Here is a 14,017-nt window from a genome sequence, read left to right as displayed (position 1 = left end):
TTATATGGACGCAGTGACGGTTACACCAACCTTATATATTGTTGGGAAAACTTCAGATCACGCGGCTGGCGTCAAGGGTTGTACCGTGTTTTGGCTCTGACATGCCCGAGAAAAAGCCTCGTCCGGCAGATTTCCAATAGCGGAATTCACGAATGGAGCCCGTGCAGCCATGGCCGTATTCTCGCTCCACATCCTCAATGGATCTGATTCCAGCCGTCTACGGCTCCTGAAGGACCCCCGAGGCATTTCGAGAAGATACTATGAGCCCAACCATGAAAGCCTGTTCCAAGGCGCTGCTGACAGCACTGATCAATGGCGTTCTGGCCTTCGCCCTGATGCTGCTGGTTGAGTTCGGCGTGAGCGGCACCCTGCATATCACAGAGCCGTACCTTTGGGCCGGGCTGCTGGTGTGCCTGGTGGTATTCGTCGCCCAGTTCCTGCGCCAGCGCCATCTCTGCCGCGCCTGCAAACACTGACCTCACCAACCCTTCCAAGCCTTAAACCCAAACCATCATCCAGCCCTTACCGGCCCGGTGAATTGTCCCGCTCGATACTGTGGTCACAAATACAAGTACCCGTTGGAACAAGAGCCCGTAAAGCGAGTGCCTACGGGCAAACTTCGGACCCCGGCCAGCAGCTTTGTGCCAGCCGGGGAGCCTCGCCGATTTACTGGCGAACACCTTCAACGGAGATAATCATTTCCACCTTTTCTGAGGCGGGCCCCAGATTCATCGGAATACCAAAGTCTGCCAGACGCAACTCGGTTTCTGCCTCGAATCCCATGCGGTAGCCGCCCCAGGGATCATCACCGTGGCCAAGCAGTTCAGCCTCCAGGGTCACCTCACGGGTGACACCACGCAGCGTCAGATCACCAATGATCTCGGCTTCGCCGTTATCATCGTCCAGAACGATCCGCTTACTGGTAAAGGTTGCCTGAGGGAACTCATCCACAAACAGGAAATCTTCACTGCGCAGATGCTTGTCCCGCTCGGCATGATTGGAATCGACGCTGTCGGTGTCAATAGACACCGACACGGAGCTGGCTTCGGGACTCTCAGCGTTGTAATTGAACTCGCCGGTAAATTCATTGAAGCGGCCGTAGAGCCAGCTATAGCCCAGGTGTGAAATCTTGAACATGATGAACTGATGTTCACCCTGGTCATCAAACTTGTAGCTACCGCTGCCGCTCTCGGCGAAGGCGCTGGTCGAGGCCAGAGACAGCGCGACAGCAGACGCCAACAATTGCTTTTTCATGATCATCTCCTTGGTTAGTTACCGGGTAGTGCCTGAAAGGCTCGATTTGGCAGAGGGAAACTCCCCCATAGTTCCGTTAGCGTGCGGATAGACCGAGCATCCGCCGCAAAGTTTCATCACGATCAACAACATGATGTTTGATCGCGGCCAGGGCATGCAGCACGGCGAGCCCCACCAGGGACCAGGCGCACCAGCGATGAACCTTACCTGCAAGCTCTTCCAGTTGCTTGACCTGCCCGGTCACTGACGGAACCTCGAACCAGTCAAAGACTGCAATAGACGACCCGTCCGCCGTTGAGATCAGATAGCCGCTAACCAGCCCCGTAAAGATCAGCAGGTAGAGCACAGCGTGAGCAATGTGAGCCAGCTTCACCTCCCATTGCCGATGGCTGGCTAACGGAGCGGGCGCAGGGTTCAGCCAGCGCCACACCAGCCGAACGACCATCAGCAGCAGCAACAACAATCCGATGCTCTTGTGCACATGTGGGGCGCTACGATACCAGGGGTCGTAGTAACCCAGGTCAACCATGTAATCGCCGAGAAAAAACAAGCCGAAAACGGTGATGGCCACCAGCCAGTGCATCGCTATCTGGGCAAGCCCGTAGCGTGAATGGGTAGATCGCAGTTCCATGACTCTCCAGACTCTGAACCCCGGGCGTTGGGGCGGAAAAATTGAACATTGGCGACGAGTCTAGACCGGCCCCGCTGAATTTAAAAACGGAAAGTTTTGGAGAGAAAGATCAGATTTTCTGATGAAGAGAAAAAGAGGCCGAACGTGCTCACCGGGCCTTCTAGGCTTTGGTCGCATACGGCTTATACGGATAGTTGAAAAAAACGAAACCAGTAGAATAGGCAACCATTAGCGGCCCACCAGACAGAAGCAAGGAGTGACCATGGAAATCGAATTCGACGAACGCGTCGTTGTTCCAAGCAACAACTGATTCCCAGCACTGCCAACCTTCAAGGTTGGCAGTCTGCCTTCAGGCCGCCATCAGCATACGTTTATCGCGCCTGACGGCGGCCTGAACGCTCCTCCACCGAACACGCCAGCCCTATTCCCAGGCTATCAGTGGCCGTTGAAGGGAATGTCGTAAACCACGCCAATGACCGCCACCGTCACCAGACCGATGATCAGGTTGAACGGAACCCCCACGCGCACAAAATCCATGAACCGGTAGCCACCAGGGCCGAACACCATCATATTCGTCTGATAGCCCAGAGGCGTTGCAAAACTGGCTGACGCAGCCATCATCACCGCGATGATGAAGGGCTCCGCCGGAACCCCCATGGAGGCGGTCATTGACAGTACAATCGGTACCACCAGCACCGCCGCCGCGTTATTGGTAATGACTTCAGTGAGGATCGACACCACCAGGTAGATCAGCAGCAGGGTCAGCAGTGGATGACCGGTACTGACATCCAGAATCTCTCTTGCCAGGAATCCGGCCGCACCGGTCGCATCCAGCGCCGCCCCCAACGCGAACGACGAGGCAATGGTGAGTACCACCGGCACATCCACCGCCTTCTGAGCCTGACCTACTGAGCAGCATCCGGTGATGATCATCAGCGCCGCCCCCAGCAACGCCGCATTCAGCATACTCAGGGCACCCAGCGCCGCCGCCCCCACCAGCACCAACAGAATCGCCCAGGATACGTAAGCCCGATCATGGCGCGGGGTTTCCGTATCCAGGTCGTTGATCAACAGAAAGTCCTTGTTGTAACGCTGACGGCTCACAAACGCAGGCCGAGCCTCCAGCAACAGGACATCCCCCGGCTTGAGCCGGATATTGCCGAGATTGCCGGAAACCCGCTCGCCGCCCCGGGCAACCGCAAGCACCACGGCACCATAGCGGTCACGGAAACGGGCATCACGAATGGTCAGTCCCAACACTTCGGACTGCGGCGACAGTGCCGCCTCCACCAGGCAGCGTTCAGCCCGGTCCTGGCTGAGACTGGGTTCATCGTCGTGCACCGACGGCACGATACCGTTGATCCGCAACAGGTCGGAAATGGCCTGGGTGTCACCAGCGAAAACCAGACGGTCACCGCCACGCAGGCGTTCTTCCGACGGCACCGCGGTTACCACGCTGCCGTCTCGCTCAATCTCCACCAGATAGAGTTGCTCCAGTTCCCGCAAGCCAGCCTCACCCACCGATTTGCCCACCAGCGGGCCATCGAAAGCGACGGCCACTTCCAGGGTAAACTCCCGCATTGAACCGAATTTCTGCTGGTCCTTGCGTTCCGGCAACAACCGCGGCAGGAACAGCAACATGATGCCCAGACCTATCACAGCTACCGGCAGGCCCACCGCGGTGATGGAAAACACAGAAAAGCCCGCACTCCCGGTCAGGGTCTGATATTGACCGTTCACCACCAGGTTGGTGCTGGTCCCAATCAACGTCAGGGTACCGCCCAGAATAGCGGAGTAACTGAGGGGGATCATCAGTTTGGACGGCGAGATACCGATCTTTCGGGACCAGGCGTGCACCGCCGGTATCATGGTGGCAACCACCGGGGTGTTGTTGAGGAAGCCGCTCAGCAGGGAAACCGGTAAAGCAATCCGGGCCTGCGCTGAACGAACGCTCTTCGGATTACGCAGCAGATAATGAACCACCAGATCAACGCCACCGGAATGGTGGATTCCAGCGGCCACGACAAACATGGCAACCACAGTGATCAAGCCACTGTTGCTGAAGCCGGACAACGCCTGAGCGGAATCAATAATGCCGGTCGCACTGAGAATGACCATCACGGCCAGCATCACCAGATGCGGGCCAAAACGACCAATACTCATCAGCAACAGTGCGAGCCCCGCGAGACTCAGTGCAAACCAGCCCTGCCAATCCATTCGACGGTCCTACCATTAAAACCGGAAGAATATCGGAGGCAGCAGATTATTAGAAAGAATAAAGAATAATTTTTAAATCGCTTAAAAGAATAAGCCGCCTTTGCAGGCGGCTTATTCTTTACACCGTGAGGTCCGCCAGGTTGCCGTTGCTCTCCAGCCAGACCTTGCGATCGGCCGCGCGTTTCTTACCCAGCAGCATGTCCATGCGCTCATCGGTCTCATCACCTTCTTCCAGGGTCAGCATGACCAGACGTCGGGTATCGGGCGCCATGGTGGTTTCGCGCAACTGCAGCGGATTCATCTCACCCAGCCCCTTGAAGCGGGTCACTTGAATCTTGCCACGGCGCTTCTCCGCCTCCAGCCGGTCGAGGATGCCCTGTTTTTCATGCTCATCCAGGGCATAGAAGGTTTCCTTGCCCAGATCCACCCGGTACAGCGGCGGCATGGCCACAAATACATGTCCCGCCGCTACCAGGGGGCGGAAGTGCTTGACGAACAGGGCGCACAACAGAGTTGCAATATGCAGCCCGTCGGAGTCAGCATCGGCGAGGATACAGATCTTGTTGTAACGGAGTCCGGCGAGATCATCGGACGCCGGATCCACCCCAATGGCCACCGCAATATCATGGACTTCCTGAGAAGCCAGGATTTCGCCGGAATCCACCTCCCAGGTGTTGAGGATCTTGCCTCGCAGCGGCATCACCGCCTGGAACTCCCGGTCACGAGCCTGCTTGGCAGAGCCTCCCGCCGAGTCCCCTTCCACCAGAAACAGCTCCGAACGGTTGGTATCGGCACCGGAACAGTCCGCCAGCTTGCCCGGCAATGCCGGTCCGGAGGTCACCTTTTTGCGGGCCACTTTCTTACTGGCCCGCAAACGGCGCTGGGCGTTGCTGATAAACAGTTCTGCCAGGACTTCGGCCACATCGGTATGCTGGTTCAGCCACAGACTGAACGCGTCCTTGACCACACCGGAGACAAACGCCGCCGCTTCCCTGGAAGACAGCCGTTCCTTGGTCTGTCCCGAGAACTGGGGGTCCTGCATTTTGAACGACAGCACATAGCTGCAGCGGTCCCAGACATCCTCCGGCGACAGCTTGACACCCCGCGGCAGCAAATTCCGGAACTCACAGAATTCGCGCATGGCTTCCAGCAGCCCGGTCCGCAACCCATTCACATGGGTCCCGCCCTGGGCCGTGGGAATCAGGTTGACATAGCTCTCAACGACCGCCTCGCCCCCTTCAGGCAGCCACTGCAGCGCCCAGTCCACCTCTTCAGTATTGCCGGAGAAATTGCCGGTGAACGGGTCCAGAGGCACCGCTTCAATATCCGCCAGTGCGCTGCGCAGGTAATCGCGCAGGCCATCCTCGTAGAACCACTCGTCCTTGTCGCCGGTTGCCTCCTGCAGGAAAGTCACCGTCAGACCTGGGCACAACACCGCCTTGGCCCGCAGGTTGTGGCGTAGCCGGCTGACAGAAAATTTCGGGCTGTCGAAGTAGGACGCGTCGGGCAAAAAGTGGACCCGGGTGCCCGTGTTGCGCTTGCCGACGGTATCAATCACTTCCAGGTCCGAAGCCTTCTCGCCATTGGCAAAGGTCATACGGTGCAACTGGCCATCCCGCTTGATACGCACTTCCAGAGTTGTGGACAACGCATTGACCACCGATACCCCTACCCCATGCAGGCCGCCGGAAAAACTGTAGTTGCCTTCAGAAAATTTCCCGCCTGCATGCAAGCGCGTCAGAATCAGCTCAACACCCGGCACGCCTTCTTCGGCGTGAATGTCCACTGGCATGCCGCGACCATCGTCCTCCACGCTGAGAGAACCATCACTGTGCAACACCACATCAATACGCCGAGCATGTCCCGCCAACGCCTCATCGACACTGTTATCAATGACTTCCTGTGCGAGGTGGTTAGGGCGACTGGTTTCAGTGTACATACCCGGGCGCTTGCGGACCGGATCCAAACCACTCAGGACTTCAATGGCATCAGCGTTGTATTGTTTCTGGCTCATAGAAGAGGCACGGCTCCAAGGGCTTTGAGAACTTGTTCAGAAGCCCCATAGCTTAGGGAATCAACGGGAAAGATCAACGGTTGTTTTGCCTGCCGCCCGCAAGAAAGCTGGCGGGGCATTTAACGGCTGCGACTCAGGGTTGGCAAACCCTCGCCATGCACCGTTACCGTGCGCCAACCGCTGGCCGTGACTGCCAACGCAGTGCAGGGTGTGGTCATCACCTGAGTCACCATCGCATCGGGGGCGGGACGATGTACGTCCATTTCCAACTGTAGTGTGCCGCCCTGCTGTTCGGAATCCGCCAGGGTCAACCCGTGGCCACCGGTGCTGCGCTGACCAAGCGCCACAAGCAACAAATGTTCTCGACTGAAATCGAGCGCCGTGAGGGCACTCAGGTTGATCGTCTGTGCAGGCAACCCGGACAGCGCCCGAACCTCATCGGCAGACGCCAGGTAAACCAGTCCTGGCGCCGTCAGCCCGCAGTGTTCGGAGGCGGTCACCTGACGAGCCAGCGGAGCGCCGCTTGCAGTAGCTTCGCGTTGGGTGGCGCAACCGGTGAGCAGGAACGTCGCCAGCGACACCATGACCGCGGCCCGGGGGAATACGATACGTAAAGTCATTATTGAGCCTCTCCGGCGTAATGGCGAACGCCGTCGACATCATGATCGCCTTCGGATTTGACCCGGTAGCCCGAGAAACCATAACGAGGGCCACCAAGCTGAGACAGGGTTGGGCGTCGGAAACTGGTCGTCATAGTGACGCCGGAAACCGGCGCAATACCCAGGGAAATGGGCTCTGGCAGCCCGATTACCGGGTATTCAGCACAGGCTTCGCCGGTCTCACAGATATTGCCGTTATTATCCAGATCGGAACCCGCTACCAGCAGGTAATTCCCTGGCTCTACCTCGCTGAACGCAAAGTGATACAAGCCATCACGGACCTCCACAACAGCCTGGGCAGCAGCACTGCCATCGTTACTCTGCTGATCCACCAGCAGGACATAATGGCGGCCGGCGTTACGCTGCTCCTGTTCATCCTGGCGCAGCACCGTGACCGGAACAGACAGTTTCTGGCCAGAGGCACTGCCGGTATAAGTCAGCACAATATCAGCGGCATAACTGCTTTCCAGATCGAGCTGGTCGACGTCCACCGAGACCGCCACCTGCGCCGGGGGCGCCGAGCCTGCCTGCGGCATCGGGCTCAGACTCAGCCAGGACGGCAGACTGCCCACACTGTCGATGGTGACCGTCTGGCTCTCAGGATAGGTCATCAGCTCAAGCACTTGCCGGGGTTGGAGGTCGGAAAACTGCAGGGCCGATGGTGACGCGGCCAGCACTGTAGGCACATTGCCATCCAGCGCGGCGTCTACGCCCTTGATTGCGTTGATCAGACCGGCACCGTATTCGGTGATGTTGCCCACATCATCAGTGATGGAGCCGGCATTCATCAGGGCAAAGAAATCACCGGGGCCCAGACTCCGCCCCGCCTGGTCAGCAGCGCCTTTCATCAGCGCATAGACACCCGATACGTGAGGAGCGGCCATGGACGTTCCCTGCAAGCCCGCATAGGCTGGCACGTAGTTGCCACTGGCTTTGCTCCCCCAGGCACTGACAATCAGGTCGGAGTTGCCATCCCCGTTACCGTCGCGACTGGCATCCCCACCGGGCGCCACCAGATCGACCGAACCACCAATATTGGAGTAGGAAGCCCGGACACGCCCGGCATCCACGGCTCCCACACCGACGACACGATTATAGGCCGCCGGATAGGTGAGTGTGTCCGTCCCCTCGTTTCCTGCCGCTGCGACAATCAGCTTACCCTGGTCGTACGCCTGATTGATGGCGCTTTCCAGGGTGTCATTACGAGGCAGCCCGCCAAGGCTCAGGTTGATCACATCAATACCTGGCTGCGCAGTGGCCCAGTTAATCGCTGCAAGCAGGTCTGACAGTGACCCCTCGCCATTGCGCCCGAGCACCCGTACCGGGTAAACCGTCGCTTCCGGAGCCACGCCTACGATGCCCTGGGTGTTATCCACCGCCGCCGCAATACCGGCGACATGAGAGCCATGAAAACTGCTGCTCTGAATCGAATCGCTGCCTGGGTCCGCCGGGTTGTCATCCCGTAGCCCAACGTCTTCCTGATCGTTATCCAGCTCTCCGGAGACAAAATCGACAATCTGTCCGGTATAAGACAGCACGTTGCCATTCAGGTCAGGGTGCCAGTTGCCATAGGTAAGCGGTTGGCTGCTGAAAATCCCGGTATCCATCACGGCAACCCCCACACCGGCCCCGGCAGCAGGCGTTGCCAGCCATGCCACGGGCACGCTGATCAGCGGAAGATTCCATTGCAGACTGTATAGACCGTCATCATCCGGGGTCACCGCCAGGCTCCGCACCACCCAGTCAGGCTCTGCTGAAGCCACTCCGGGTAGCTCGCGCAAGGATTCAATCCATTGCAGGGTCTGCCGACTGGCCTCCGGACGTTCCTGGTCACTGTAAGGGCGGGCGATCGCAGCCGGCGTTTGAGACGCCCGCCACATGCCCCCGCCCAGGTTTCTCAATCCGGCGCCGGCAAGGGAGGATGAAAGCCCACGAAGCTGAGCTTCACTACCTTGCGTTCCGGCCGCCATCACAATAACCGCCTGATCAGGCACAAGCTCTGGCTGATCAAACTCCAGATGGCTGACACTGGCCGAGTTGCGGGCCGTAATGGTCAACACATACCGAAAAGGACCACCGCCTTCAGCGGACACCGTAATCAGGTGGGTTACCGGGTCGGAACCCGCAATACTCATGACATGAGTGAACGGTGGCGTACCCAGGCAGTCCACGCCACAAACATCGAGGCCGCCAGGCTCGGCAATGGTCATGCTGACGACAGGATCAACCGCGGTCGAGGCGAAGGTTTGCAGGCTTACCCTGTCGCCGTCGCTGAGCTGAACCAGAAAGACATCCGTGTCATCAGCACTGAAGTTGAACACCGGGTCAGAGGAACTTGAACGGGGATAGGTACCGGAGAAAGCACTGAGGTAACCCCCGACGACACCCGATTCCGGTAATAACTGCGCTTCTGCTGGAGAATTATTGGAGACCGCAGCACCCACCCGGCTGTCGTCGGCAGTGTCGGAATCAACCCGGGTCCGGCTTTCAATGGTGATCGTGCCACTCAACGCATCGTTGTTGACCTCACTGGAGGAACTACCGCCACCACTGCAGGCCCCAAGACCCATAGCTACCACTGCGACGCCGAAGCGTAATCCTAACTGTCTGAAACCCATTTCAAAGCCTTCTACTGCTTCCATTAGCCCGGAGGCACCCAGGCACCGGGACTCGCAATCAGCCGCCTACCGGAACCGATATTCCATTGGCAGGACGTTTCACTCTATATCAAAGAATAGCGTCATTATCCGCCAGGCATTGCAAATGAAGATAAAAAAACCGCCGGAAAGTTCCCACTTACCGGCGGTTTTGGTCAACATCGATGCGCTTACAGGGCGTAGAACAGCATCGGAACAAACGCGACCAGCAGCAATGTCGTCGCCATCACAACCAGCGGCAGCAACAGGCGCTCATAACGTTGCCAGAACGAGCCGGTACGATCGGCGGCCAACACCTCTGTTTCACCCACGACCTGTCGGGTGAGCAGGTGATTCAGGGCCACAGGCGGTGACAGGTAGCCAAGCTCAAACGCGACCAGACAAACGATCCAGAAGTGCAGCGGATCAATACCCATGCTGATAGCAGCCTGAGCAATGGTTGCCGACACCAGGATGACCGCACCAAATGGATCCATCACCATACCGATGAAGGTCAACATGAACACCACCACCAGCATCGCCAGCCATGGGCTGTCGAGGGTCTCCGGGAAGACAACATGCATAATATCCGAGCGTTCCAGAATACCACCAAGGCAAATCGAGAAGCCGATCAGAGCCAGCAGCGCACCAATGTGAACGGCTGAGTCACTGGCTGCTGAGGTGCTGCGAGTCCAGAACGCCTTGGAACGGGAAACTCCCTCGTCACGGTTATCCTTGCCGGCATCCAGGAACACCAGGGCCAGCATGACCAGTGGCAGAATCATCGGTGCACTGTATTCATTGAAGCCCAGCCCCAGAATCAGCCAGACCGCAAAGATTACACCACCGGCAACAAGGCCGTAGGGGATCAGCGGCTTGAGCTGGGCCACCGCCTCACGGAAAGCACCCGGTACCGGACGCGGTTTCCAGTTACCCTCGGTCTTGCAGACAATGAACGAAAACAGCGTCGCGGACATCAGGAATACCCAGATACCCCAACCGTACATTTCTGAGGTCGTTACTTCCTTGTTCAGGGCCGCAACCACAACAATCAGCAGGCACGGATTAAGCACCACACCCAGGCTGCCCGACATCGCGGTCGTCGCCAGCGACAGCTGACGCCCCGCACCAGCCCGGCGCAATTCGTCATACACCACGCCACCGACCGCAAGGATGAAGATACCCGACGCACCGGTAAAGGCGGTTGGGAACGCGGTGGCGAAAATCATGACCGACGCAAGCATCGGCGCAGGAAGCTGGAACGGCTTAATCACATTGATCAGCAGCTCAGGTACCCGAGTCTGTTTCAACGCCATCCCCACCAGCACATAGAGGCCGATATTGATGAACATTGAAGACAGGTTACTCATCATGCCGAAGTAGATCGCCAGACCAGAGTTATAGCCATCGACGAAGAAGAAGTAACTCATCGCGATCAGGCCCATGGTGCAATACAGCGGCACCACCAGCGGCGACGAGGCATTGAGACTGCCCGGTTTGATGCGCTCAGGAATCCACAGGAAACGGATGACATTGATCAGCATGAATAGGCCGAACACCAGACTCCAGGCATTCTGCATCAGAATAAGATCGTCAGAGTCCGGCGCCACCGCCAGCTTGCCGACGTAGGATTGCAGCGACAGCACCATCAAACCATTGACGGCAAACTGAACGCCCTGGTTCAAACGCCACTCGGAGCGGTTGTGGGGCAGGCGCAGGGAAATATGATCGGCATCCAAAGCCGAAATGGCTGCTGCCATGGCAAACATGCCCATGAACAGGAACTTCATCAGATCAATGTTATCGAGCAGGAAGCGGGCGAAGCCCTGCTCAACAGCTTTGAAGACAGCCAGCGCCGGAGTGGCGTGCTTCTGATTGTTCTCGTAGATCTGGAATTTTTGCTCGCACATGGCGAGATTCCGCTGCAGGGACTGACGCAGGGCTTCCGGATTCGGGGGCGTACTGAACAGATCGTTTGGATCTGGCTGGTAAGCCGCCAGACGGCGCTGAACTTCGGCCTCCACATCCATGGATAGCTCACAGTCAGGGGCGACGGCAGCCGGATCCAGCAGATAGTAATTAGGCCAGGTTTGCTCCCCCACCCAAAGCAGGCGCGAGTGCAGGGAGTTCCCCATTCCGAGAAGCAAAGTGAAAAGCAGAAGCATCAGCAGGACAACCCCGTGCAGACGATGCACGGGGTATAGGGTGGAAACAGTCCTTGCTGACGACAAGACACGAGTAATCATGAGCGTCAGTCCTTGAGAGGGTCAGGGCGTTATTCGCGGTTACCAGCAGTACACTCGGAAGCACCCGGATTACTGGCGCAACGGATGTTAGCCAACAGGCCCATCATCTTCTCGCTGTAGACCTGCTCAGCACCACCGGTACCGTCACGCAGCTGCAGACGGTTCTCACGGAACATTTCCTGGTAGCCCTCGATTTCGGCCGGAGCGATACGGATCCACTTCTCCTCCGGAATCGCCTGCTCCAAGCGGTTAATCAGGTCCATCGCCTGCCCATACATGCCCCAGGCCACTTCACGGGAGGCCTGCGCCAGTGCGTCGTCAAACACATCATCCTTGGCGATGATCTGAATCGTCAGCTGGGCCAGCGGGTAGGCTACGATACCACCGTTGTCGCCGATGCCCTTGTACAGCTCCAGAGCCTCGTAGGCGAACGCAGGGGCGTAGGCGGTATCAACAGAACCGTTGTTGAACTTGCCGGCAAAGTTGGTGATGTCGGACGGTACAACCGTGGCCTTCACATAGTTCACCATGTGAATCGCATCTTTCTGGTAGTCCAGAGTCGCCATTCGCTTGCCGGCCAATTCACCCGCCGTGTCGATCGAACGATCGTTAACAAAGAGGTAACCAGCACCGACCGGAACAATACCGAGAACTTCGTAACCGTTTTCCTTCATCAGCGGCGCGGCGCGCTCCTGAGCAAGGGTAGCCAGCACAGTACGCAGGTCGTCGTAGTTCGGAATAGCACCTACCGCACTGATACTGCCGGTAAACCGGTTAAAAGGACGGGTACGCAGGTCGGTGGCAGCTACGACATCACATTGACCGGAGTTGAAATCACCGACCGCTACACCTTCGTCGGTGTATGGACGCAAATCAAAGTCGACACCGTGGCTTTTCATCTCCAGGGCGTAGTCCTTGACCATGTTGAAGACGTCGCCATTGGCACCGATAACGTCAAACACACACATTTTTACAGGTTCGGCAGCTACCATCGGGGCGGCCAGAGAAAGTGTCAACGCTGCAAGGGATTTACGAAACATGTTAGACCTCCGGGTCATTTTTTATGTTTGTTAACTCAGTAATAGGGGATGCGACCTGCTTTAAAGCAGGTCGTCCAGGCTCATGACCGGCGTATCCTCGCCTGCCCGCTCTTCGCTCAGCTGACCAAAGAAACGCGCTGGCGTACGGTAGCCATAATTCGCCGTCCAGTACTTATCCGAGGAGAACATCAACACCTCACCGGCGATAGCGTCCACCAAGGGATAATTTTCATCGACCTCAAAGGTGCTTTCAGACTCGACGAAGCGCTTGAGAGTCGCTTCCAGAACATCCGGGCGACCAAAGGTCTCAGCGGCAACTGCCTGCAATGCCATGGAGATACGAATACCGCCTTCAACACCCAGTCGGGCGCTGTCGTCGAAAACTCTCCAGGGATCAGGCGCCAGTGCCGGCTGGGTATCCGGGATCAACAGCCACACAAGGGCACGGATTGCGTTGGGCAGCCCGGCCCACTTTTCATTGTCGAGACACTGAGCCGCACGCTCTGCCTGTGGGGCGATATTGCGGGGAACCCCAGCCATCGAGCCCGAGTTGGCATCGTTGACAATGGCCTGCATGCCAGTGACCAGACCAACCATAAAGGTCAGTTCGTCCTGATCCTCATACAGGAACGGACATTCCGCATCTGCCTCATTGGGGTCGTAGTCGTAAGCCCGCATTGCGCGCTGGAACGCCAGGTAGCGCCGCTTGGCCACTTCAGCATTGAGACGTTTCATGCTCTCACGAGCATCTTTTGCAGCACTGACATTGCCCTGGTGATCGGCACGCAGGTAACGCAGCTCCTCTTCCCAGGCCTGTTGCTCACTGCAGTTAGCCGCCAGCAGCATCAGCATTGCACCTGTGGCATCCGGAGCCGAAGTCACTCGGGAGAAGGAATACAGCAAGGGATCAAGACTTTCCCCGAGGCTGCAGGCCATACGGGTATCAGTCATTTGCAGGACGTAAGGGGTAGCCTCCCCTTCCGCGTAATTGGACAGAACAACGCCCGTCGTGGTGTAGATAGGGTTGGCCTGACAGCCAGCCAGCAGTGCCAACGCAGAAATGGTGAGCAGCTTGCCTTTCAGGTTTCGCAGGATTTTGCTCGTGTTAAACAAGGAGGAAGTCATAATTCGCCCTGTAGTCTTTTGTTTTTATTGAATCCGTAATGCTTCACGGAAGCATGCCACTTTAGTCTATATATGACACGTTGCCGACCGCTTTCCGGTTTCACTTTTTTCAAGACGAAGAATGCGACGAACGTCGCAAAACAAACATGGCTCTATTGCCCGAAAATCATGCCGATCAGGCCAATGGTCCCTTGC

10 protein-coding genes are annotated in these 14,017 nt (G+C 57.6%); 1 reads left to right on the top strand and 9 read right to left on the bottom strand.

Features of this window, described 5'->3' with window-relative positions; translation table 11 throughout:
• Positions 1–272 precede the first annotated feature (272 nt).
• Positions 273–476: a hypothetical protein gene (locus tag BLV11_RS04185; RefSeq protein ID WP_245725908.1), complete on the top strand. Its 204-nt coding sequence runs from the start codon at positions 273–275 to the stop codon at positions 474–476.
• Between the two features lie 190 nt (positions 477–666).
• Here the strand turns inward: BLV11_RS04185 and BLV11_RS04180 are convergent, their stop codons facing one another.
• The 9 genes from BLV11_RS04180 to BLV11_RS04140 form a co-directional block, all read right to left on the bottom strand.
• Positions 667–1,254: a YceI family protein gene (locus BLV11_RS04180; protein ID WP_091811697.1), complete on the bottom strand. Its 588-nt coding sequence runs from the start codon at positions 1,252–1,254 to the stop codon at positions 667–669.
• A 76-nt stretch (positions 1,255–1,330) separates the two neighbouring features.
• Positions 1,331–1,885 carry a cytochrome b gene (locus BLV11_RS04175; RefSeq protein ID WP_091811696.1) on the bottom strand — a complete coding sequence of 185 codons (555 nt, stop codon included), beginning with the start codon at positions 1,883–1,885 and terminating at the stop codon, positions 1,331–1,333.
• Between the two features lie 435 nt (positions 1,886–2,320).
• The gene (locus BLV11_RS04170; RefSeq protein WP_091811695.1) at positions 2,321–4,102 is read right to left on the bottom strand and encodes an SLC13 family permease; all 1,782 of its coding nucleotides are present in this window, start codon (positions 4,100–4,102) and stop codon (positions 2,321–2,323) included.
• Between the two features lie 118 nt (positions 4,103–4,220).
• Positions 4,221–6,116 carry a DNA topoisomerase IV subunit B gene (gene parE, locus BLV11_RS04165; RefSeq protein ID WP_091811694.1) on the bottom strand — a complete coding sequence of 632 codons (1,896 nt, stop codon included), beginning with the start codon at positions 6,114–6,116 and terminating at the stop codon, positions 4,221–4,223.
• Between the two features lie 119 nt (positions 6,117–6,235).
• Positions 6,236–6,736 carry a protease complex subunit PrcB family protein gene (locus tag BLV11_RS04160; RefSeq protein ID WP_091811693.1) on the bottom strand — a complete coding sequence of 167 codons (501 nt, stop codon included), beginning with the start codon at positions 6,734–6,736 and terminating at the stop codon, positions 6,236–6,238.
• Positions 6,736–9,417, bottom strand: a complete 2,682-nt coding sequence (locus BLV11_RS04155) for a S8 family serine peptidase (RefSeq protein ID WP_091811692.1) — start codon at positions 9,415–9,417, stop codon at positions 6,736–6,738. The genes BLV11_RS04160 and BLV11_RS04155 overlap by 1 nt, the downstream gene beginning before the upstream one ends.
• 185 nt (positions 9,418–9,602) lie before the next feature.
• The gene (locus BLV11_RS04150) at positions 9,603–11,657 is read right to left on the bottom strand and encodes a TRAP transporter large permease subunit (protein WP_091811691.1); all 2,055 of its coding nucleotides are present in this window, start codon (positions 11,655–11,657) and stop codon (positions 9,603–9,605) included.
• A 29-nt stretch (positions 11,658–11,686) separates the two neighbouring features.
• Positions 11,687–12,697, bottom strand: a complete 1,011-nt coding sequence (locus BLV11_RS04145; protein ID WP_091811690.1) for a putative solute-binding protein — start codon at positions 12,695–12,697, stop codon at positions 11,687–11,689.
• Between the two features lie 60 nt (positions 12,698–12,757).
• Complete coding sequence (locus tag BLV11_RS04140) at positions 12,758–13,822, bottom strand: hypothetical protein (protein WP_091811689.1); 1,065 nt, start codon at positions 13,820–13,822, stop codon at positions 12,758–12,760.
• Between the last annotated feature and the right edge of the window lie 195 nt (positions 13,823–14,017).

It is taken from the genome of Marinobacter mobilis, from assembly GCF_900106945.1.
Classification (GTDB): domain Bacteria; phylum Pseudomonadota; class Gammaproteobacteria; order Pseudomonadales; family Oleiphilaceae; genus Marinobacter; species Marinobacter mobilis.
This window is presented reverse-complemented; position numbering and strand designations above follow the sequence as displayed.

What these genes read in the sequence shown, in the direction of transcription:
- BLV11_RS04155 (WP_091811692.1), bottom strand. Translation starts at nt 9,417, where the DNA reads ATGGAAGCAGTAGAAGGCTTTGAAATGGGTTTCAGACAGTTAGGATTA.
- BLV11_RS04185 (WP_245725908.1), top strand. Translation starts at nt 273, where the DNA reads ATGAAAGCCTGTTCCAAGGCGCTGCTGACAGCACTGATCAATGGCGTT.
- BLV11_RS04180 (WP_091811697.1), bottom strand. Translation starts at nt 1,254, where the DNA reads ATGAAAAAGCAATTGTTGGCGTCTGCTGTCGCGCTGTCTCTGGCCTCG.
- BLV11_RS04145 (WP_091811690.1), bottom strand. Translation starts at nt 12,697, where the DNA reads ATGTTTCGTAAATCCCTTGCAGCGTTGACACTTTCTCTGGCCGCCCCG.
- parE (WP_091811694.1), bottom strand. Translation starts at nt 6,116, where the DNA reads ATGAGCCAGAAACAATACAACGCTGATGCCATTGAAGTCCTGAGTGGT.
- BLV11_RS04175 (WP_091811696.1), bottom strand. Translation starts at nt 1,885, where the DNA reads ATGGAACTGCGATCTACCCATTCACGCTACGGGCTTGCCCAGATAGCG.
- BLV11_RS04160 (WP_091811693.1), bottom strand. Translation starts at nt 6,736, where the DNA reads ATGACTTTACGTATCGTATTCCCCCGGGCCGCGGTCATGGTGTCGCTG.
- BLV11_RS04140 (WP_091811689.1), bottom strand. Translation starts at nt 13,822, where the DNA reads ATGACTTCCTCCTTGTTTAACACGAGCAAAATCCTGCGAAACCTGAAA.
- BLV11_RS04150 (WP_091811691.1), bottom strand. Translation starts at nt 11,657, where the DNA reads ATGATTACTCGTGTCTTGTCGTCAGCAAGGACTGTTTCCACCCTATAC.
- BLV11_RS04170 (WP_091811695.1), bottom strand. Translation starts at nt 4,102, where the DNA reads ATGGATTGGCAGGGCTGGTTTGCACTGAGTCTCGCGGGGCTCGCACTG.